General features: G+C 66.9%; 17 protein-coding genes and 2 riboswitches. Of the genes, 5 read left to right on the forward strand and 12 right to left on the reverse strand.

The features are described 5' to 3' along the window. The first annotated feature begins 396 nt into the window (after window positions 1–396). The 3 genes from P6U31_RS23225 to P6U31_RS23235 all read left to right on the forward strand — a co-directional run bounded on the left by P6U31_RS23225 (window position 397) and on the right by P6U31_RS23235 (window position 2,830). Window positions 397–1,266 carry an AraC family transcriptional regulator gene (locus P6U31_RS23225; RefSeq protein ID WP_407184106.1) on the forward strand — a complete coding sequence of 290 codons (870 nt, stop codon included), beginning with the start codon at window positions 397–399 and terminating at the stop codon, window positions 1,264–1,266. A gap of 106 nt (window positions 1,267–1,372) precedes the next feature. Continuing rightward, window positions 1,373–2,062, forward strand: a complete 690-nt coding sequence (locus tag P6U31_RS23230) for an O-methyltransferase (protein WP_407184107.1) — start codon at window positions 1,373–1,375, stop codon at window positions 2,060–2,062. A gap of 99 nt (window positions 2,063–2,161) precedes the next feature. After that, complete coding sequence (locus tag P6U31_RS23235) at window positions 2,162–2,830, forward strand: siderophore-interacting protein (protein WP_407184108.1); 669 nt, start codon at window positions 2,162–2,164, stop codon at window positions 2,828–2,830. A gap of 237 nt (window positions 2,831–3,067) precedes the next feature. On the opposite strand, the gene P6U31_RS23240 is transcribed toward P6U31_RS23235, so the two are convergent. Next, complete coding sequence (locus tag P6U31_RS23240; protein WP_407184109.1) at window positions 3,068–4,501, reverse strand: PepSY domain-containing protein; 1,434 nt, start codon at window positions 4,499–4,501, stop codon at window positions 3,068–3,070. Window positions 4,502–4,511: 10 nt separating this feature from the next. Further along, a complete protein-coding gene (locus tag P6U31_RS23245; RefSeq protein WP_407184110.1) occupies window positions 4,512–6,851 on the reverse strand; it encodes a TonB-dependent receptor in 2,340 nt (779 codons plus the stop codon). Between the two features lie 116 nt (window positions 6,852–6,967). Further along, window positions 6,968–7,169, reverse strand: a riboswitch (cobalamin riboswitch). A 72-nt stretch (window positions 7,170–7,241) separates the two neighbouring features. Between P6U31_RS23245 and P6U31_RS23250 the strand changes: the two genes are divergently transcribed. Further along, on the forward strand, window positions 7,242–7,814 hold the full coding sequence (locus P6U31_RS23250; RefSeq protein WP_407184111.1) for a histidine phosphatase family protein: 573 nt from the start codon (window positions 7,242–7,244) through the stop codon (window positions 7,812–7,814). Between the two features lie 87 nt (window positions 7,815–7,901). Here P6U31_RS23250 and cobT read toward each other — a convergent pair whose 3' ends face one another. The 8 genes from cobT to cbiE form a co-directional block, all read right to left on the reverse strand. Then, window positions 7,902–8,960 carry a nicotinate-nucleotide--dimethylbenzimidazole phosphoribosyltransferase gene (gene cobT / locus P6U31_RS23255; RefSeq protein ID WP_407184112.1) on the reverse strand — a complete coding sequence of 353 codons (1,059 nt, stop codon included), beginning with the start codon at window positions 8,958–8,960 and terminating at the stop codon, window positions 7,902–7,904. A 10-nt stretch (window positions 8,961–8,970) separates the two neighbouring features. Then, the gene (gene cobF, locus P6U31_RS23260; RefSeq protein ID WP_407184113.1) at window positions 8,971–9,720 is read right to left on the reverse strand and encodes a precorrin-6A synthase (deacetylating); all 750 of its coding nucleotides are present in this window, start codon (window positions 9,718–9,720) and stop codon (window positions 8,971–8,973) included. Window positions 9,721–9,760: 40 nt separating this feature from the next. Continuing rightward, on the reverse strand, window positions 9,761–10,438 hold the full coding sequence (locus tag P6U31_RS23265; protein WP_407184114.1) for an energy-coupling factor ABC transporter permease: 678 nt from the start codon (window positions 10,436–10,438) through the stop codon (window positions 9,761–9,763). A gap of 36 nt (window positions 10,439–10,474) precedes the next feature. After that, window positions 10,475–10,696, reverse strand: a riboswitch (cobalamin riboswitch). A gap of 45 nt (window positions 10,697–10,741) precedes the next feature. Continuing rightward, window positions 10,742–11,473 (reverse strand): uroporphyrinogen-III C-methyltransferase, encoded by a 732-nt coding sequence (gene cobA / locus P6U31_RS23270; protein ID WP_407184115.1) that lies wholly within the window; start codon window positions 11,471–11,473, stop codon window positions 10,742–10,744. Next, a complete protein-coding gene (locus P6U31_RS23275) occupies window positions 11,470–12,780 on the reverse strand; it encodes a cobyrinate a,c-diamide synthase (RefSeq protein WP_407184116.1) in 1,311 nt (436 codons plus the stop codon). Before P6U31_RS23275 ends, cobA begins: the two co-directional genes overlap by 4 nt. Further along, window positions 12,780–13,562 (reverse strand): precorrin-4 C(11)-methyltransferase, encoded by a 783-nt coding sequence (cobM, locus tag P6U31_RS23280; protein WP_407184117.1) that lies wholly within the window; start codon window positions 13,560–13,562, stop codon window positions 12,780–12,782. The genes P6U31_RS23275 and cobM overlap by 1 nt, the downstream gene beginning before the upstream one ends. Beyond that, entirely contained in the window at window positions 13,559–13,927 is a 369-nt protein-coding gene (locus tag P6U31_RS23285; RefSeq protein WP_407184118.1) for a cobalamin biosynthesis protein, read from the reverse strand. Before P6U31_RS23285 ends, cobM begins: the two co-directional genes overlap by 4 nt. Beyond that, window positions 13,924–15,105, reverse strand: a complete 1,182-nt coding sequence (gene cbiE / locus P6U31_RS23290; RefSeq protein WP_407184119.1) for a precorrin-6y C5,15-methyltransferase (decarboxylating) subunit CbiE — start codon at window positions 15,103–15,105, stop codon at window positions 13,924–13,926. The genes P6U31_RS23285 and cbiE overlap by 4 nt, the downstream gene beginning before the upstream one ends. Here cbiE and P6U31_RS23295 point away from each other — a divergent pair. Then, on the forward strand, window positions 15,083–15,847 hold the full coding sequence (locus P6U31_RS23295; protein WP_407189921.1) for a cobalt-precorrin-6A reductase: 765 nt from the start codon (window positions 15,083–15,085) through the stop codon (window positions 15,845–15,847). The genes cbiE and P6U31_RS23295 overlap by 23 nt on opposite strands. Here P6U31_RS23295 and cobJ read toward each other — a convergent pair. Next, the gene (cobJ, locus tag P6U31_RS23300; RefSeq protein ID WP_407184120.1) at window positions 15,823–16,557 is read right to left on the reverse strand and encodes a precorrin-3B C(17)-methyltransferase; all 735 of its coding nucleotides are present in this window, start codon (window positions 16,555–16,557) and stop codon (window positions 15,823–15,825) included. The genes P6U31_RS23295 and cobJ overlap by 25 nt on opposite strands. Then, complete coding sequence (locus P6U31_RS23305) at window positions 16,554–17,285, reverse strand: precorrin-2 C(20)-methyltransferase (RefSeq protein WP_407184121.1); 732 nt, start codon at window positions 17,283–17,285, stop codon at window positions 16,554–16,556. The genes cobJ and P6U31_RS23305 overlap by 4 nt, the downstream gene beginning before the upstream one ends.

Below are 17,285 nucleotides of genomic sequence, written 5' to 3' on the forward strand. Positions count from 1 at the left end.
CGCAATCCACTGCGCCAGCGCGCGGTCGGCGCGGCGCGTCCTGCACGTTTTGGTGCAGCGCTGCCTGCGCAGACAGCACGCCAACGCGACCTGCGTCCCCACCGCAAAAGTGCAGCGCAGCACGGATTTCTCCGCGCAAAACGCGACGCTCGCTGCACTGCAATCCGAGGGTTGGAGATCATCTGTCTAATTTCCAGGCGGCCGGACGGCGACGCGGGACCGCTGGGCGCCCACGAGCTATGCACGGTGGTCGGCTCTGCCTCTCTTTATTGTACGATCAGTAAGCGAGCACGATGCCCGGCCCGACGACGCGTCGAAGCAACGGCGGAGCCGAACTGGTTAGAAACGATCGAGACTCGGAGGCCCTGCGTTGAAAGTGGCGATCGCGGGCCAGATATGACCTGGACCAGCCACTCCCATTCCGATCGTTCACCCTTCACTATGCCCTTCTTCACGCTCCACGACGACCATATTCGCCCCGACGATCTTGGAGATTTCGACCCTGAAACCGTGCCACGCCCCATCGCCGCCTTCGGCGGCCACATGATCACCAAGGGCATCGAGCTGGCCATGCACGAGCATCGCAAGGACGAGCTCGTCCTGACCATGCGCGGCCTCGTCAGGCTGGAGGCCGAGCGCGGCGTCTGGATCGTGCCGCCACGCTGTGCGGTGTGGATCCCCGGCCATGTACCGCACAGCGTGAGCGTCGCCGGCGACGTCGAGATGCATTGCCTGTTCATCGAGCCGGATGCGGTGCCGACATTGCCGCGGCAATGCTGCGCGCTCTCGATCTCGCCGTTGCTCGAACGTTTGCTGGTGCATGCCACCCACATGCCCGTCATGTACGATCTCGACGGAGCTGACGGCAGGATCGCGGCGGTGCTGCTCGACCAGCTGTCGCTGGCCCGCGCCGAAGAGCTGCGTTTCCCCATGCCGGCCGATGCCAGGCTGCGCCGGATCGCCGGCGCGATGATGGCCGACCCTTCCGATCGCGCGACCATCGAGGACTGGAGCCGGCGCATGGCCGTTGCTCCGCGCACCCTCACCCGCATCCTGCATCGCGAGACGGGCATGAGCTTCGGCCGCTGGCGTCGGCAACTCCATATCCTCATCGCGCTTCAGCGTCTCGACCAGGGCGTGTCGGTCCAGGCCGTGGCGCTGGATCTCGGCTATGAGGGGGCCAGCGCCTTCGTCACCATGTTCCGCAAGGTGCTGGGCAAGCCGCCGGCGCGATATCTGGCCGAACGCCGCATCGGCTCACACTGACCAGAATTCGCAATCGATTGTCGCGTTCGCGGAATGCGGTCCGAAGGACCATTTCGTATCCAGGGTCCCGTAGCGCCCGGCGGGCGCATTTTCCGGAGCCTGGAGCATGAACTCCCTGACCAACGGCCGCGTCGCCGACGTTCTCCTTCGCCTTCATCGGGAAGCCGAGGCGGCCGACGCGCCCCTGATGCAAACCCAGATGAGCGAGGCGAGCGATCACCCGAGCATGATCAGATCGTTTATCGAAAGCGAGACCAGGGACCTCGCGGGAGTCTATCGCGGGCTGGCGGGCAATTTCCTGAATGTCTCCCCCGAATTCGGGTGCTTTCTCTACCTATGCGCCCGTGCCTGCAAGGCCACGCGCATTGTGGAGTTTGGATCTTCAATGGGAATTTCCGCCATCTACATGGCCGCCGCCTTGCGCGACATGGGCGGCGGTCGCTTGATCGGGACTGATCTCGAACCCGGCAAGATCGAGCGTGCCCGCGCCAACCTCGCTGCAGCCGGGCTCGACGACCTGGTCGAATTCAGGCTTGGCGATGCCCGCGAAACGCTGAGCGCGGGCCTCGACGAGATCGACATGGTGATGCTCGACGGCGCCTTCACGCTCTATCTCCCCGTGCTCAAGGTGCTCGAACCGCATCTGAAGCAAGGCGCCGTGATCGTCGGCGAGAACGCGTTCGCGGAAGCCTCCGGCTATATCGATTACGTGCGCGATCCCGGCAACGGCTATCTCTCCCTCGCGCTGCCGTTCAATTCCGACCGCGGCAACGAACTCACGATCAAGACCAGATAGCCGGGGAGCCAGATCCTGAACGAGCCCGGTCAGACACCGCATATCTCCGGTTCGCCACAGCGACAAGGGCGCGTCACGCGGATGTTGCTGCGGTGGCTGATGCGCCCTGCGCGCGTCGCCGCCATCGAGTCCCTGTCGCCACGCTTTCGACTCATCGAGCTCGAAGGCGATGCCCTCAAGGACATCGCCTGGGCCGCCGGCCAGAAGATCCAGATCGCGATGGGCACGGGCTTGAGCGCGCGCACCTACACGCCGATGTCGTGGGACAGCGGCCGCGGCCGGACACGCCTCCTCGCCTTTATGCATGGCGACGGACCCGGCAGCCGATGGGCGGACAACTTGCGCGAAGGCGGAGCTTGCCGCCTCTTCGGTCCGCGACGCTCGCTCGATCTTGCCGGACTCGCGGCGCCTGTCGTCCTGTTCGGCGACGAGACGTCGTTCGGCCTTGCGGCGGCGCTACGCGGGACGATGCAGGCCGGCGGTTCGCTCCATATGTTCGAGGCCACGGATGTCGCAGCAGCGCGGCAGGTGCTGGATGCCATGTCGCTCGGCGAGTCGCGGCTGGTCGCGCGCAGTAGCGGCGAGGATCATCTTGCGAAAGTCGAGGCGGAAATGCTGCGCCTTGCCGCAAACCGGGCCCAGTTCGTGCTGACAGGCAAGGCGTCCTCGATCCAGCACGTCAGCCGCGCTTTGAAGGCCGCCGGCGTCGCGCCGGCACGGATCAAGGCAAAAGCGTATTGGGCGCCGGGCAAGACCGGACTGGATTAGAGCAGGATGAGCTTTGGTTGAATCGATGTGCGCTCAGCTCGATTCACCTCTCCCGCAGGGAGAGATCGGAGCGCATCGAAGATGCGGTCCGGGTGAGGGGATCTGGTCTCGCTGAGTACCGAAGCCCCTCACCCGGATTGCGCTGAGACGATGCTTCGCATCGCCAGGGCAATCCGACCTCTCCCCGTCGGGGAGAGGTTAGTCACCGGCGACCGCCGCACGCGTCGCCGAGGCGCGTTAAGCCGCAAAGGTCGAGCGCAGGCGTCGCCAGCCGATGACGATGCCGGTGACGGAGAACATCAATCCGAGGCAGCAGAGCCCGACAATCAGGATGTCGCGCAAACGCGGATGCGCCAGCAGAAACGGAAGATCGAACGTGTGGAGTGCGCTGTGGAACCAGCGATAGGCGCGCCGCGAGGCGTCCAGCCGTTGCAGCACGCGGCCGTCGGCACCATCGATATCGAACCAGAGCTCGCCGCAGCGGGCGCGGTAGACCGGAGCGCCCGGAAGTGCGGGATGCGTGCGGTAGTCCTCCTCTGCGGCAAGAACGGACGGCATATCGCATCCGGCAGCAAGTCGGCTTACGAGACCCTGAACTTCCGGCGCGCTGAGGAATTCCGCGCGTCCATCGCGTGCCGCTTCACGTCCGCCGACCAGGATCTGCCTGTCGAGGCTCACGCGCTCGCGACGGTAGAGATTGCCGTTGAAAGCGAACCATTCGACCTCGCGGGCCGCGAACGATATCGGCTCTCGATCGAGCGAGGTGACCGTCGCCCAATCCGGCGGAGCATTGATCACGGCGGCTTCGGCGTGCCTCAGCTCCCCGCGCGAGAACAAGCGGCCGTGGTCCATCGAGAGCCAGCCGCTGAAGATCCAGGTCAGCACAAACGCCGTGGCCACCAGGCCGATGAGATGATGCAGCGCGTGCCAGCCGCGATAGGGTGTCGAGATCCGGCGGCCTCGCATTTTGAGCCGTATAGTGCCGAGCACAGCGCCCAGCAAGGCTGCCAGCATGGCCAGCAGCGACAGCGTCCAGACGACGCGGTCCCACAGGGACCAGTTGCTGCGCAGGACCGTTGGATAGATCCAGTGCAGCACACTGCCCGCCCAATTCCAGCCGCGCTCGCCTCGCGTGGTATCGAGCACAACCTCGCCGGTGCGCGACGAGACATAGACTTCCGTTCCCGCGGCATCGCCGAGGGCAACACGAAACAAGGGCCGATGACGATCGAAGCCGTTCGGCACGCTCCATTGATCATGGTCGGAGCGCGCGCTGAACGCGGCTCGGCCGGCATCGAGACCACGGCGGCGGGCGTGATCCTGCGCGATCGCCAGCGCGACGCCGGACGATGCCAATCGTGCATCCTGTCCATCGGAGGCGCGAACGGCGCGCACGCCCGATGGTCCCGACACGACGTAGGCCGGTCCGTCACTCCGCTGGATCAGCCGAACGCGCGTGGCATCCTTGATCTCGCTGGCGGCCACCGCGTCGTGGACCGCCAGTCGGACCTGCCCAGGATCCACTGGGGCAAGGCCGGCAAAGCGCTCCATTTCCGTGAGCGACGGGAACGGCACGAAGTGCATCACGATTCCCGTCGCAAACCACATCGCGAACAGCAGGCAGAACGCGACGCCGAGCCAGCGGTGCAAGAGGACGATCGCGCGCATCATCCGTTCAGGCCTACCACTTGAACGCGGCGGAGAGCTCGTAGGTCCTGGGCGTGCCGAGCAGGATCTGATCGGGATAGAACGGATCGCCCCAGACCGCGTAGCGCCTGTCGGTGATGTTGCGCACGCGGAGGGTCAGGCGAGCCTGCTCGACTGCATTGAACACGGTCTTGGGAATGTCGACGAAGGCATAGACGTCAGCCACGGTGTAAGCCTTCATCGTCACCACATTGGCATCGGTGTTGTAGCGGTCGCCGACATGACGACCGGTGATGCCGAGTTCCACCGGCCACGGCGTGAAGAAGCGGTAGGCTGCGCCGGCATTGGCGACGACGCGCGGCACGTTGGGCGGCGTATTGCCGGAGAACGAGCCACCGGCGAAATTGTAGTCGGCATAGCGTGCATCGACATAGGCGATGTTGCCCCACAGCCGCAGCGGCTCGATCGGCCGCACTGCGGCGGCGAATTCCACGCCCCTCGATTCCTGCCGCCCGGCGATGTTGAGCGCCACGCCGCCGGCCGCGGCGTAGACGTTCTTACGCGCGATGTCGTAGGCCGAGAACGACCACTCTGCCCTGTTGTCCCAGAACAGATGCTTGACGCCGGTCTCGTAAGTGCGCGCGGTCGTGAGATCGAGCGGCTGGGCCGGCGACAGCAGAAAGCTGGTGTTCGCGGAGACGTCGGCGCCGGTCGCATACTGGCTGAAGAAGGTCAGGCCTGGCACCGCCTCCCAGGTGTAGCCGATACGGCCGGTCACCGGCGCCCAGTCCTTCGAGAACGGGAAGCCCGCTTTCTCCAGGCCGTTCTTGTCGGTCGAATTGCGGTCGAGCCCGATATGCTCGACGCGCAGACCGCCGACCAGGGCGAAGCTGCGCGTCAGCTTCAGCCGGTCCTCGAACGACAGTGCCTCGTTGTCGATCCGCGCGGTCTGCTGCTGCGTCGTGAGCAGGCCGTAGAAGCCGCGATTCGGATCGATCAGCGAAACGGAATTGCCAGGGAAATTCGCGGCGCCCGGCCTGACGAAATCGAGATAGCTTGACGACAGCGTCGTCACCAGCCGGTTGTCGAAACCCGCGATGTTCCCGTCCCAGATCAAGTCGGTGATGTTGCCGACGAGGCGCTGGCTGTGTGCGACGTAGAAGCGCTCACGATCGACCAGGTTCGTCCCGGAGTTGAACGCCTCGACCTCGTTGTTGAACCAGCTGCGCTCGGCGCCGTAACCATAGGCTTGGCTCTTCAGCGTCAGGTCAGGCGCAAGCTTCAGCTCGAAGCCGCCGCGCAGCCACACCTCCTGTGCGACGTTCCGGTTGTCGAGGACGTTGTAATTGGTGTTGAAGGTGCGGTCGTCGATGGTGACGGCACCGAGATCGGTTCCGTTGTAGTTCGAGACGTAATTCCCGGAGACGATGCCGCTCGTCGCATGCGAGCCGCTGAAAGCGATCGGCACCAGCGGCGCGCCCCAATAGGCTTTCGAGCGGTCCTCGCGGTACTCGATCGCGCCCCAGATCTTGAGGCTGTCGGAGATCCGGTAGTTGAGCTGGCCCGAAGCGTCGAGCATCCTGGTGTTGGTGTCGTCGGCAAAGCCGTTGAGCGAGGAGCGACTGATGTCGAAGCGGTAGTCGAGGCCCTGCACATGGGTGCTGCCGCCGGAGCCGTAATGGGCGCGGAACGAGTTCAGCGAGTCCCAGGAGAAATCGGCTTCGTTCCGGATCGCCCCTGTATGCGGCTGCCTGGTGACGAAGTTGATTGCGCCGCCGGCGGCGCCCTCGCCCGAGATCAGCGAGGCCGGGCCCTTCAGGAATTCCACCGCTTCAAGATTGGCGGTGTCCATGATCCGCGAGGTCATGTTCTGCGGGCCGATCTTGATGCCGTTATAGAGCGTGTTGATCTGGCTGTTGGTGAAACCGCGCATGGAGAAGGCGGAGGGCTCGGCGGGATTGTCGCCAGAGGTGACGCCCACTGCGCCCTGCGCCACCTCCGACGCGGTGCGATAGCCCTGTTCGCGCATGGTTTCGGCCGAGATCACCTCGACGGTCGCCGGCGTCTGCCGCACCGTCAGGCCGAGCCGCGAGGCGCTCTCGGCGACTGCATTGGAGTTGAGCGGCGTTTGCGCCGTCGCTGCCGGCACGGCCGGCTTGGGCGCGGCAGCAGGCCTGCGCACGGCCGCGCGGCGCGTGCTTTGCGCTTCCCGGAACGGCCTGGTCTGCTTGCGGGATTGGTCGGGCGAGACCTCGACCGGCGGCAGGGGTTCGCGGGCCTGCTGCGCCAGCGCCGTCGGCGGATCCGCAGCGACAATCGATGTGAGCGCCGCGAGCAGGAAACGGCGCGGCCGTACGACAGGGATGCAAGACACGGTTGTTGGACCTCGGCATGACGTCAGTGGCACGTCACAGCGAACGAGGTCTCACCTGTTGGCCTTGCAGCCGTCCGATGAAGCCGAATGTCTGTACACCCCGACCGACATCTTCGCGTGTGACCACGGCTGACGGCAGGTCTCCTGGCTCGCGGGTCATCACCGCTTCGTCGCCTTCCCGGGCCGAGGACCCAGTGGCTTGTGACGAAGGATTATCCGCTCACAGTTGCGGGGGCAGCCACGGCATTGGGGACAACGTCCCCGCACCGCATTCCCTTTTCATCCCCTTTCGGGGAAACCGTCGCGAGCATCTAGGATTACCATCAAGATGGAGTCAATGTGCCAGTTGCGGCGTTATTGCCACAGCGCCCCACTTCCTTGGAGACGAGCATGGAAGGCGAGACCTTCCTCTGGCTGATACGGCATGCGCCGGTCGACGGCGTCAAAGGAACGATCCACGCAGCCGACGCACCGGCCGATCTCGGTGATCGCGCGCAGCTGGACGTTCTGCGGCGGCATCTGCCCGCGAATGGCTCCAGCTATGCGAGCCCCTCGCGGCGCACGGTCGAGACTGCGCGCGCGCTGGGACTCGAACCGGAGCTCGTCGCTGAATTCCGCGAGCAGGACTTCGGCGAATGGACCGGCCATCGGCACGACGCGCTCTCGGCCACCGGCGGCGTTGCCTATGCGCAGTTCTGGAATGATCCCGCCGGCGGACGGCCGCCGGGCGGCGAGAGCTTTGCGGATCAGGTTGCGCGCGTCCGACTGGGTCTGGCGCGGATCGGAGCTGGACCCGCCACGCTCATCGTGCATTCCGGCACCATCCGCGCCGCGCTCTGCATCGCGCTGGATCTCACGCCGCAGGCCGCCTTGCGCTTCGTGATCGATCCGCTGTCGCTGACCCGGATCGATCGCCTCGCGAGCGGCTGGCGCGTCGTTTCGGTCAATCAGCGGATCAGCTAAAGCATGATCCGGAAAAGTGCGAAGCGGTTTTCCGGAAAGATCATGCGCAAACAACAACCTAAAGCGCGATGGCGATTCATCTAAATCTCATCGCGCTTGAGGCCGATCCGGCACATTGGCCTCTGCAAAGGTGGCCATGCCGTTGTGAAGCGCGCAGGCGATGCGCACCAGCGGCAGCGCGATCGCCGCACCCGATCCCTCACCGAGCCTGAGATCGAGGCTGATCAACGGCTGCACGTTCAGCGCGCGCAGCACCAGCCGATGGCCCTGCTCCGCCGATTGATGCGACGGCAGCAGGAACGGCCGGCACGACGGGTTGAGCCGCACGGCCGCAAGCGCGGCCACCGATACGATGAAGCCGTCGATCAACACGGGAATGCGGCGCTGCGCGGCCGCAATGATCGCACCCGAGATCGCCGCGATCTCGAGGCCGCCGACGGCGCACAGGATCTTCTCCGGCGAAGCGCCCGCGATGCCATGACGGGCGATCGCTGCATCGATCACCCGCGCCTTGTGCGCACGGCCGGCCGCATCAACCCCGGTGCCGCTGCCCGCGATCTCCTCGGCGCTCACGCCAAGCAGACTTGCGGCCATTGCCGCCGATGTCGTGGTATTGCCGATGCCCATCTCGCCGAAGATCAGCAGGTCGGGCTGCTCGATTGCCGCACGCGTAACGGCGCGCTTGCCCGCCTCGAAGGCGAACGCCAGCTCAGCAGGCAGCAGAGCGGCCTCCACGCTGAAGTCGCGGGTGCCATGGCGCGGCTTGTCGGTGACGATGCCCGGCATCGCCTCCTGCGCCAGCGTGCCGGCGTCGACCACCTCCAGGCTCGAACCCAGCTCGCGTGCCAGCACCGAGATCGCCGCGCCCCCGGTAGCGAAATTCGCCATCATCGCGATGGTCACCGCTTGCGGATAGGCCGAGACACCCTGCGCGACGATGCCGTGATCGCCGGCGAAGACGATGATCGGCACGCGTGCCGCGCGCGGCTGCTCGGTCGCCTGCAGGCCTGCGAGCTCGATCGCGAGCTGCTCCAGCCGTCCGAGCGCGCCGGTCGGCTTTGTCAGCTGCGCCTGTCGCGCAGTCGCAGCCTCGCGATGGTGCGCGGAGATCTCGGGGCAATTCTGGGGGATCCATTCGGGGAGCATGCTGCCTCGCTTAACGCATACGCTTGAGGATGTAGCTGTCCATGATCCAGCCATGCCGCGCACGCGCCTCCTGCCGTGCCGCGACGATGCGCGGACCGATCTCGGCCAGCACGCCGGACATGATGATCTGATCGGGCATGCCGAGATAGGCGCCCCAATGGATTTGAAGCCCGGCCGGATCGAGCGATTGAAACGCCGTGCCGCCGTCGAGCATCACCACCACGGTGTCGACACCTTGCGGCCAGCCGCCTTCGCGCAAGCGTCGCCCCGTCGTGACCAGAAACGGCGCGCCGATGTCGTTGAGCGGCAGCGCATGCGCCGCGCACAGCGCCTGGATCGAGGTGATGCCGGGCACGACCTCGATGCCGGGCAACGGATCCAATCTTCGCGCGATGCGCAGCGAGGAATCATAGAGCGAAGGATCGCCCCAGATCAGCAGTGCAACCCTGCCTTCGCTCCCGAGATGATCTGCGATCGCTTGCTGCCAGGTCGCGGCAACCGCATCGTGCCAATCGTCGACGCCCTTGCGGTAGTCTGCTTCACCGGCGTCCCGCACCGGAAGATCGAACTCGGCGACAACGGCCTTGTCGTTGGTCAGCACATCCGCGCAAATCGTCCGCCTGAGGTCGGCGAGATCGGACTTCGCCGTTCCCTTGCGCGGGATCAGGATGAGATCGGCGGCATTGATGGCCTGAACGGCGGCGTGCGTGAGCTGACCAGGATCGCCGCAACCGATGCCGATCAGGGAAAGCGTGAGCATCGCGCGCCTGGGGCGGCCATGACGGCCGCCCCTTGTCTCTTCAGGTCGCGTTATGCAGGCGCGGGGTGACGAAGCCCGGCGCGGTGACGCCGCGCAGCGACTTGGCCAGCGCCAGCACGGCGAGATCGGCGAGCGGCTCGATCACGATGACCAGCGCGTAGGACGCCGCGAACGTCGCGATGTTGGCGAGGTTGGTCATGGCAAAGCCGGAGCCATAGAGCGCCCAGAACGCCACCCATCCGATCACGCCGGCCTGATAGGTCGTCGACAGCGCCAGCGCCTGGCGATACCTGAGATCGACATAGGCGGTGTTGCGCGAGATGATCCGCGAGGCGATCGCCTGGATCGCGAACAGCGGCACCAGCAGCGTCGTGACGTTCATGCCGTATTGCGGCAGGTCGGCCGGCTCGAAGAACACGCCCTGAAGCAGCAGGCCGAACGCGAGGCCGAAGGCCGCAGGCGCCGCGCCGAACAGCAGGAACAAGGTCGAGCCGAGGATGAAGTGCACCTCCGACACCCCAACCGGGAAGTGCGGCAGGATCTCGAAGAAGGTGAAGACGAGAGCGGTGGTGGCGAGCGTCCGCGCCGCGAACGAGCCGATGCCCTGCTCGCGCACGGTCTCGGCCGCGAGCTTCAAGGCAACGCCGCCTGCGGCGATGCCGGTTGCGTAACTCAACACGAGCTTGGCGCCCGTCACTATACCGGGTTCGATATGCATGGCTCAGATCCTTCCTGCCGTCACACCCGACGGCCTTGGCCTCAAAACGTGCAGGGCCGGTCTCCTGGCTGGCGGCTCACTTGCGGTTCTCCGGCCTTCCCGGGCCTTGCGGCCCAGTGGCTGATCGGAGTCCCTCACCGCTTACAGTCGCGGGGGCGGCTGGGGTTTTGGGCGCCGCAACTGGGTCCGCCCACCCCCATTCCCGATTATGCTCCGGCGCTTTGCGCCGCGTTGAGCACCATGCCTCTCCTGTGTGCCCCTTTCGCCGCGCCTGCGTCAAGGGGCGAGGCGCGGCCGGGGCGATCATGACGGGTAATCCCCCGCCAGCGCACCGAACAGAATCACGGCGGCGGTCGAAGCGGCACCGCCACGGGCAAGCTGCTCGGCAAGCTCGGCAATCGTGGTGCGGACCAGCCGCTCGTCAGGTCGGCCGAGGGATTCGGCGAACAGCGCCGGGGTGGTTGGCGCGAGGCCGTGGGCAATCAATTTTGCGGCAAGCGCCGGAAAAGTGCGCCGGCCCATATAGACCACGGTGGTCGCTTCCGGATCGGCCAGCGCCGCCCAATTCAGATTTGGCGGCAGCTCGCCGGTGACGTCAGCTCCGGTCACGAACTGCACCCGGCGCGAGGTGTGACGCCGGGTCAGGGGAATGCCGGCCCGCGCCGCCGCCACGCAAGCCGAGGTGACGCCGGGAACGATCTCATAGCCGATGCCGGCCTCGCGCAGCGCTTCCAGCTCTTCCTCGAGCCGGCCGAAAATGCCGGCATCGCCCGACTTGAGCCGCACCACGCGCGCACCGGTTGCGGCATAGTCGATCAGGAGGCGGTTGACGTGATGCTGCTTGGTCGAGGGCCGCCCTGCCCGCTTTCCCACGGCGACGAGATTGGCATCGGGCCGAGCGAGATCGAGGATCGCGCCCGAGGCGAGATCGTCATAGAGCACGACGTCGGCCTCGCGCAGCCGCGCGGCGCCCTTGAGCGTGAGCAGCTCGGGGTCGCCGGGCCCGGCGGAGATGAAGGAGACGAATCCGCTCACCGATCCTCCGCGATCAGATGAAAGAACGTGCCGGTGGCACGGCCGCGGCGCGAGCCGGTCTCGGCGATGACTGCGCCCGTTGCATCATGCACAGTCGCGAGCGGCGCATCAGGCTGGGCAAGAATGGTCGAATAGTGGAACTCATGGCCGCGCAGGCGCGCACCGGAGCGGTGTCCCGGCATCGGCGCGGCGAGTGTCGCGAGGCGATAGCCCAGATGCATGCGGCGTTTGGCAAAGCTCGTCTCGAGACCAAGCAGGCCTGTCATCTCATGGCGGACACCGTCCGCGTCGGTCAACGCAGTTCCCAGCACCATATAGCCTCCGCATTCGCCGTGCACCGGCCGCGTTTCGGCGAAGCTGCGCAAGCCACCGCGAAAACGGAGATTGGACGCGATCCTGCCGGCGTGAAGCTCGGGATAGCCGCCGGGCAGCCAGCAGACATCGGCGCTGGCGTCAGGCGCCTCATCGGCCAGCGGCGAGAACGGCAAGATCTCGGCGCCCGCTGCGCGCCAGGCTTCCAGCATATGCGGATAGACGAAGGAGAAGGCGGCATCGCGCGCCAGCGCGATGCGCTGGCCGGGCGGCACCACGTTCAAGCGGCTCGCCGCCGGCTGCAGCGACCAGCCGGCCGCGGAGCGCAGCACCGCGTCCAGATCGACATGCTCGGCGATGAAGCGTGCGGCTTCCTCAATCAGCTTGCCGATCTCCGCCTGCTCCTCGGCCTGCACCAGGCCGAGATGCCGCTTCGGTAGGCTGATCTCGGCATGACGCGGCAGCGCGCCGAACACGGCAATGCCGGCATCGTCGAGCGCGCGCCGCACCAGGTCCTCGTGGCGCGGGCTGGCGACGCGATTGAGCACGACACCCGAAAGACGCACGCCGGCGCGGTAGTCGCGAAGGCCCGCGGCGATTGCGGCTGCCGTCTGCGCCTGCCCCGAGGGATCGATCACCAGCAGCACCGGCCAGCCCAGCATCTCCGCGACATCGGCGGTGGCGCCGGTGCCGGACACGCCGCGCGCGGCGACTCCATCGAACAGGCCCATCGATCCCTCGGCGAGCACGACATCGGCATCCGCACCGCGGCTAACGAGGTGTTCGATCGTGCCGCGGTCCATCGCCCAGCTATCGAGGTTGACGGAGGCGCGGCCCGTGGCGGTGGCGTGGAAGGCGGGATCGATATAGTCTGGCCCGCTCTTGAAGCACTGCACCTTCAAGCCGCGATTGCACCAGGCACGCGCGAGCGCCAGGGTCAGCGTGGTCTTGCCGACACCGGAGGCAGGCGCGGAGATGACGAGCCCTGCCGGCATCACGACGCCTCCGGAAAGCGCGGCTCCGCGCCAACCGGCCGATAACGGCGGTCATAGTCGGCAGCATAGAGGCGGCTCTCGTCGAAATCCGCATCGCCAAGCGTCTTGCCGACCAGGATCAGCGCCATGCGCTCCATTTCGGTCCCGATGGCGGCATCGAGCGTTGCCAGCGTCGCGCGCACGATGCGCTGCTCCGGCCAGCTGGCGCGCCAGACGACAGCAACCGGGCAATCCGCGCCGTAATGCGGCGTGAGCTCGCCGACGACCTGGTCGAGCAGATGGATCGAGAGGTGGATCGCGAGCACCGCGCCGGTCGCGGCGAATGCGGCCAGCTTCTCGCCTTCAGGCATGGCACTGGCGCGGCCCGGCGTGCGCGTCAAAACCACCGTCTGGGCCAACCCGGGCAGCGTCAGTTCGGCTTCCAGCGCTGCCGCAGCGGCGGAGAACGAGGGAACGCCAGGCGTGACGGTATAGGGAATGCCGAGCGCGCGCAGGCGTCGCAGCTGTTCGCCCATCGCCGACCAGATCGAGAGGTCGCCGGAATGCAGCCGCGCGATATCCTTGCCCTCGGCATGCGCGGCGGCGATCTCTGCAATGATCTCGTCGAGCGACAGCGGCGCGGTGTTGACGATGCGCGCACCGGGCGGGCAATACGCCAAGACGCCTTCGGGGATTAGCGAGCCGGCATAGAGGCAGACCGGACAGGTCGCGATCAGGTCGCGGCCGCGCAGCGTCAGCAGATCGGGCGCGCCCGGGCCGGCGCCGATGAAATGCACCGTCATGGGCCGTCTCCTTCGGCAATGGCGGCAGTCGCGGTGCGGTCCTGCGAGACCACGCGCGTCGCAATCAGACGCGCGCGAGGGCCCGCGGCCGCGAGCGCTGCGGCTTCCGCAACCGACCCGGTGCCGAACTTTTCTGCGACGAGCTTTGACCGCGTCGGCGTGTCGACCTTCGCGAGCACATCGGCCGGAACGGCCCTGATCGGTAGACTGCATTCGCGCGCGAGCTGCTTCAGCACCTCCGCATCGGCCTTGTCCTTGACAGTCGCCACCGCCGCGAGACCTGCGGCACCGCCGGCCGCCTCTAGCGCCTCGCGCAGCGAAGCCAGCGTGGCATCCCTTCTGAATCCGAGCCCGGCGACCTTCATCGGACCGCACTCCATTGCACCACCGGGCGAGACGCTTCCCAGGAGCGATAGCGGCCGAGCGGCGCGGCACGCGCGATCTCCACCCGCATCAGCTCGCCGCCGTGGCACTGGTGAAGCTCGCCGAGCAGCGTTTCCGTCTCCAGCGTGACCGAATGTGCAACCAGCCGCGCCCCCGGCGCAAGCCCGGGCCAGATCGCATCGAACATTGCGCGATCGAGGCCACCGCCCACGAAAACGGCATCCGGCGCTTCCAACCCGGCGATCGCTTCTGGTGCCCTCCCGCTGACGACCGTGATCTGATGCCCCAGTCCGAACGCTGCAGCATTCTTGCGGATGTTTTCGACGCGATCCTCGCGCGCCTCAACCGCGATCGCGGTCCCGCCGCACAGCGCCCACTCCACCGAGATCGACCCGGAGCCCGCGCCGATATCCCACAGCCGTTCGCCGGGCCGCGGTGCCAGCGCCGAGAGCGCGAGCGCGCGCACTGGCCGCTTGGTGATCTGGCCGTCATGGACGAACAGATCGTCCGAAAATCCCGAGCTGCGGGGAATGCCTTGCGTCCCCCTCGCCAGCAGCGCCACCGCGACCAGATCTCCAGCAATCTTCTCGGCAAAGAGGTCGACGCGGTGCTGGCTGATGCTTTCGCGAGGACCACCAAGCGCCACGAGCGTCCACAAGCGTGAAGCGCCCCATCCGCGATCCGTCAGCCATTTCGCGAGATCGCCCACTGCCGCTGCGTTGCGCACCAGGCAGATGATGCGAGCATCCCGCACCAGATGCGGCACGAGACGCTCGAACGGCGCCGCATGGAGGCCGATGCACGTCGTGGCCTCCAACCGCCAGCCCAGGCGCGCGGCGGCGAGCGAGAAGGTCGACGGCGCGGGGTGCGCGATCCACTCATCGCTGCCGAGCTTTTCGGCGAGCGCAGCGCCGGCGCCATGCCAGAACGGATCGCCGGAGGCCAGCACCACCGTCGGTCGGCCGCGGCAGCTCAGCACGACATTCGCATCGAAAGGCACCGGCCACGCGCGGCCACGGCTTCCAATGTCAGCAAGCGCAAGATGGCGCTCGCCGCCGAACACGATTTCCGCCGAAGCAAGCGCCTTTCGGCTTGCCTCCGACAGCCCGGCAAGGCCATCTTCGCCGATACCGATGATGGTCAGCCAGGGATCAGCCACAATTCGCGCCCTCATACTGGGTGGAACTGCCGACGCGAGCCTGCTCGCCGGGGAGATGGCGCGCGCGCGCATCGATGCCGTCTATTCCTACGCCGGTCGCACTCATGCGCCGGCCGGTCAGCCGCTGCCGACCCGCGTCGGCGGCTTCGGTGGCGCGAGCGGGCTGGCCGACTACATCCGCCGCGAAGGCATCACGCATGTGATCGATGCGACGCATCCGTTCGCGGCCGAGATGAGCCGCAACGCGGTCGGGGCGTGCGCGGACACCGATACGCCGCTGATCGCGCTGGAACGCGCACCCTGGCTGAAAACGCCTGGCGACAATTGGATAGAGGTCGCCAATGTCGGCGCCGCAGTCGCTGCGCTGCCCGAGGCGCCCGCAAACGTGTTCCTCGGCATCGGCCGCCAGCATATCGCGCCGTTTGCGACGAAGCCGCAACATGCCTACACGCTGCGTTTCGTCGACCCGCCGGAAGCCCTGCCCTTTCCAGCGGATGTGATCGTGTCGCGCGGACCGTTCAGGCTTGATAGCGAGCTCGAGATGATGCGCACACGCGGCATCGCCTGGATCGTCGCCCGCAATTCCGGCGGCGACGGCGCACGCGCGAAGATCGACGCGGCCCGCCGGCTCGGCCTGCCCGTGGTCATGATCTCGCGGCCGCAGCTGCCCGAGCGCCGGCGGGTCGAGAGCGTCACGGACGTGATGCAGTGGCTCGGTCATTCGACCCGCCTTGGCGCATAGACCCAGCGGCCGACGCGGCGTGTCCGCGAATTGCCGACGATCACCAGCGTGCGCATGTCGGCCATCTCGGGCCTCGCTTCATTCAGCGTCACTGTCGTGATCGTCTCATCAGCCGTGCTGATCGCCCGCGCAAAGATCACCAGGCGCTCGCCGCAGCCGGCCTCCTTCAGCACCGCGAGCGCGCGGCCAAATCCTTCCGGCCGGCTCGCCGAGCGCGGATTGTACAGTGCAATCGAGAAATCGGCTTCTGCGGCGAGCCGCAGCCGCTTCTCGATGGCGGTCCACGGCTTGAGATTGTCCGAGAGGTTGATCGCACAGAAATCGTGGCCGAGCGGCGCGCCGGCACGCGCGGCGGCCGCCAGCATCGCGGTGATGCCGGGCAGCACGCGGATCGGCAGGTCCTGCCATTGCGGCGCCTGTTCGAGTGCCTCGAACACGGCGGACGCCATCGCGAAGACGCCGGGATCGCCGGAGGACACGACGACGACCTGCCCGCCTTCGGATGCCAGCCGCAGGGCTTCGTTGGCGCGATGCAGCTCCTCGCGATTATCGGAAGGATGCAGGGTGAGGCCCGGTCGCGGCGGCACGCGCGAAACATAGGGCGCATAGCCCAGAATATCGGTCGCCGCGGCCAAGGCAGCGGTGACCTCCGGCGTCACCAGCGCATCGCTGCCGGGGCCGAGGCCCGCGATGGTCAAGGTGCCCGTCATTCGGCGGCGTCCAGATGCCGGCCCCTGCCGTGCACCAGCACGATCGCGAAATAGGGACAGTCCGCGCCGTCGATCTCCGCGAGCCGCACGACGCGCTCTCCCGGCATGGTGCCGCGCTCGACCAGCCAGGCATCGTCGAGCCGCCCGGCGGCTGAAAGCGCGCGGCGCACTTTTGCGAGATTGCGCCCGGTCTTCATGATGACCAGCGCATCGGAATCGCGCATGTGCCGTTCGAGCTGATCCTCGGGAAGCGTCCCCATCAGCACCGTCGTCACGTCGTCGCCGAGCGCGATCGGTTGGCCCACGCCGTTCCAGCAGCCGACCATGCCGGGAATGCCCGCGATCACCTCGATCTCGACACGCCCCTGCAGGCGTGTGTGCAGGTGCATGAAGGAGCCGTAAAAGTAAGGATCGCCCTCGCAGAGCACGACGACGTCGACCGCGCGCGACAGCCGCGCCAGACGCTCGGCCCATTCGTCGTAGAAGCCGGCGAGCAACTGGACGTATTCTGGACTGTCGAATGCGATCTCCGTCGTGACCGGATATTCCATCGGATATTCGGTGACGCCAGCCATCAGCATGTCCTCGACGATGCGCCGCGCCTGGCCCGGCCTGCCCTTCTTGCGGAAATAGGCGACGTGTTGGGCGGCACGCACGGTGCGATCGGCGCGCACGCTCATCAAATCAGGGGCGCCGGGGCCGAGACCGCAACAGATGATGCGTCCCAT

Source organism: Bradyrhizobium centrosematis, assembly GCF_045571495.1.
In the GTDB taxonomy this organism is placed as follows: domain Bacteria; phylum Pseudomonadota; class Alphaproteobacteria; order Rhizobiales; family Xanthobacteraceae; genus Bradyrhizobium; species Bradyrhizobium centrosematis.

Excerpts from the sequence above, each read along its gene's own strand:
- P6U31_RS23225 (WP_407184106.1), top strand. The coding sequence starts at position 397 with ATGACCTGGACCAGCCACTCCCATTCCGATCGTTCACCCTTCACTATG.
- P6U31_RS23230 (WP_407184107.1), top strand. The coding sequence starts at position 1,373 with ATGAACTCCCTGACCAACGGCCGCGTCGCCGACGTTCTCCTTCGCCTT.
- P6U31_RS23235 (WP_407184108.1), top strand. The coding sequence starts at position 2,162 with ATGCGCCCTGCGCGCGTCGCCGCCATCGAGTCCCTGTCGCCACGCTTT.
- P6U31_RS23240 (WP_407184109.1), bottom strand. The coding sequence starts at position 4,501 with ATGATGCGCGCGATCGTCCTCTTGCACCGCTGGCTCGGCGTCGCGTTC.
- P6U31_RS23250 (WP_407184111.1), top strand. The coding sequence starts at position 7,242 with ATGGAAGGCGAGACCTTCCTCTGGCTGATACGGCATGCGCCGGTCGAC.
- cobT (WP_407184112.1), bottom strand. The coding sequence starts at position 8,960 with ATGCTCCCCGAATGGATCCCCCAGAATTGCCCCGAGATCTCCGCGCAC.
- cobF (WP_407184113.1), bottom strand. The coding sequence starts at position 9,720 with ATGCTCACGCTTTCCCTGATCGGCATCGGTTGCGGCGATCCTGGTCAG.
- P6U31_RS23265 (WP_407184114.1), bottom strand. The coding sequence starts at position 10,438 with ATGCATATCGAACCCGGTATAGTGACGGGCGCCAAGCTCGTGTTGAGT.
- P6U31_RS23275 (WP_407184116.1), bottom strand. The coding sequence starts at position 12,780 with ATGCCGGCAGGGCTCGTCATCTCCGCGCCTGCCTCCGGTGTCGGCAAG.
- cobM (WP_407184117.1), bottom strand. The coding sequence starts at position 13,562 with ATGACGGTGCATTTCATCGGCGCCGGCCCGGGCGCGCCCGATCTGCTG.
- P6U31_RS23285 (WP_407184118.1), bottom strand. The coding sequence starts at position 13,927 with ATGAAGGTCGCCGGGCTCGGATTCAGAAGGGATGCCACGCTGGCTTCG.
- P6U31_RS23295 (WP_407189921.1), top strand. The coding sequence starts at position 15,083 with ATGGTCAGCCAGGGATCAGCCACAATTCGCGCCCTCATACTGGGTGGA.
- cobJ (WP_407184120.1), bottom strand. The coding sequence starts at position 16,557 with ATGACGGGCACCTTGACCATCGCGGGCCTCGGCCCCGGCAGCGATGCG.
- P6U31_RS23305 (WP_407184121.1), bottom strand. The coding sequence starts at position 17,285 with ATGGGACGCATCATCTGTTGCGGTCTCGGCCCCGGCGCCCCTGATTTG.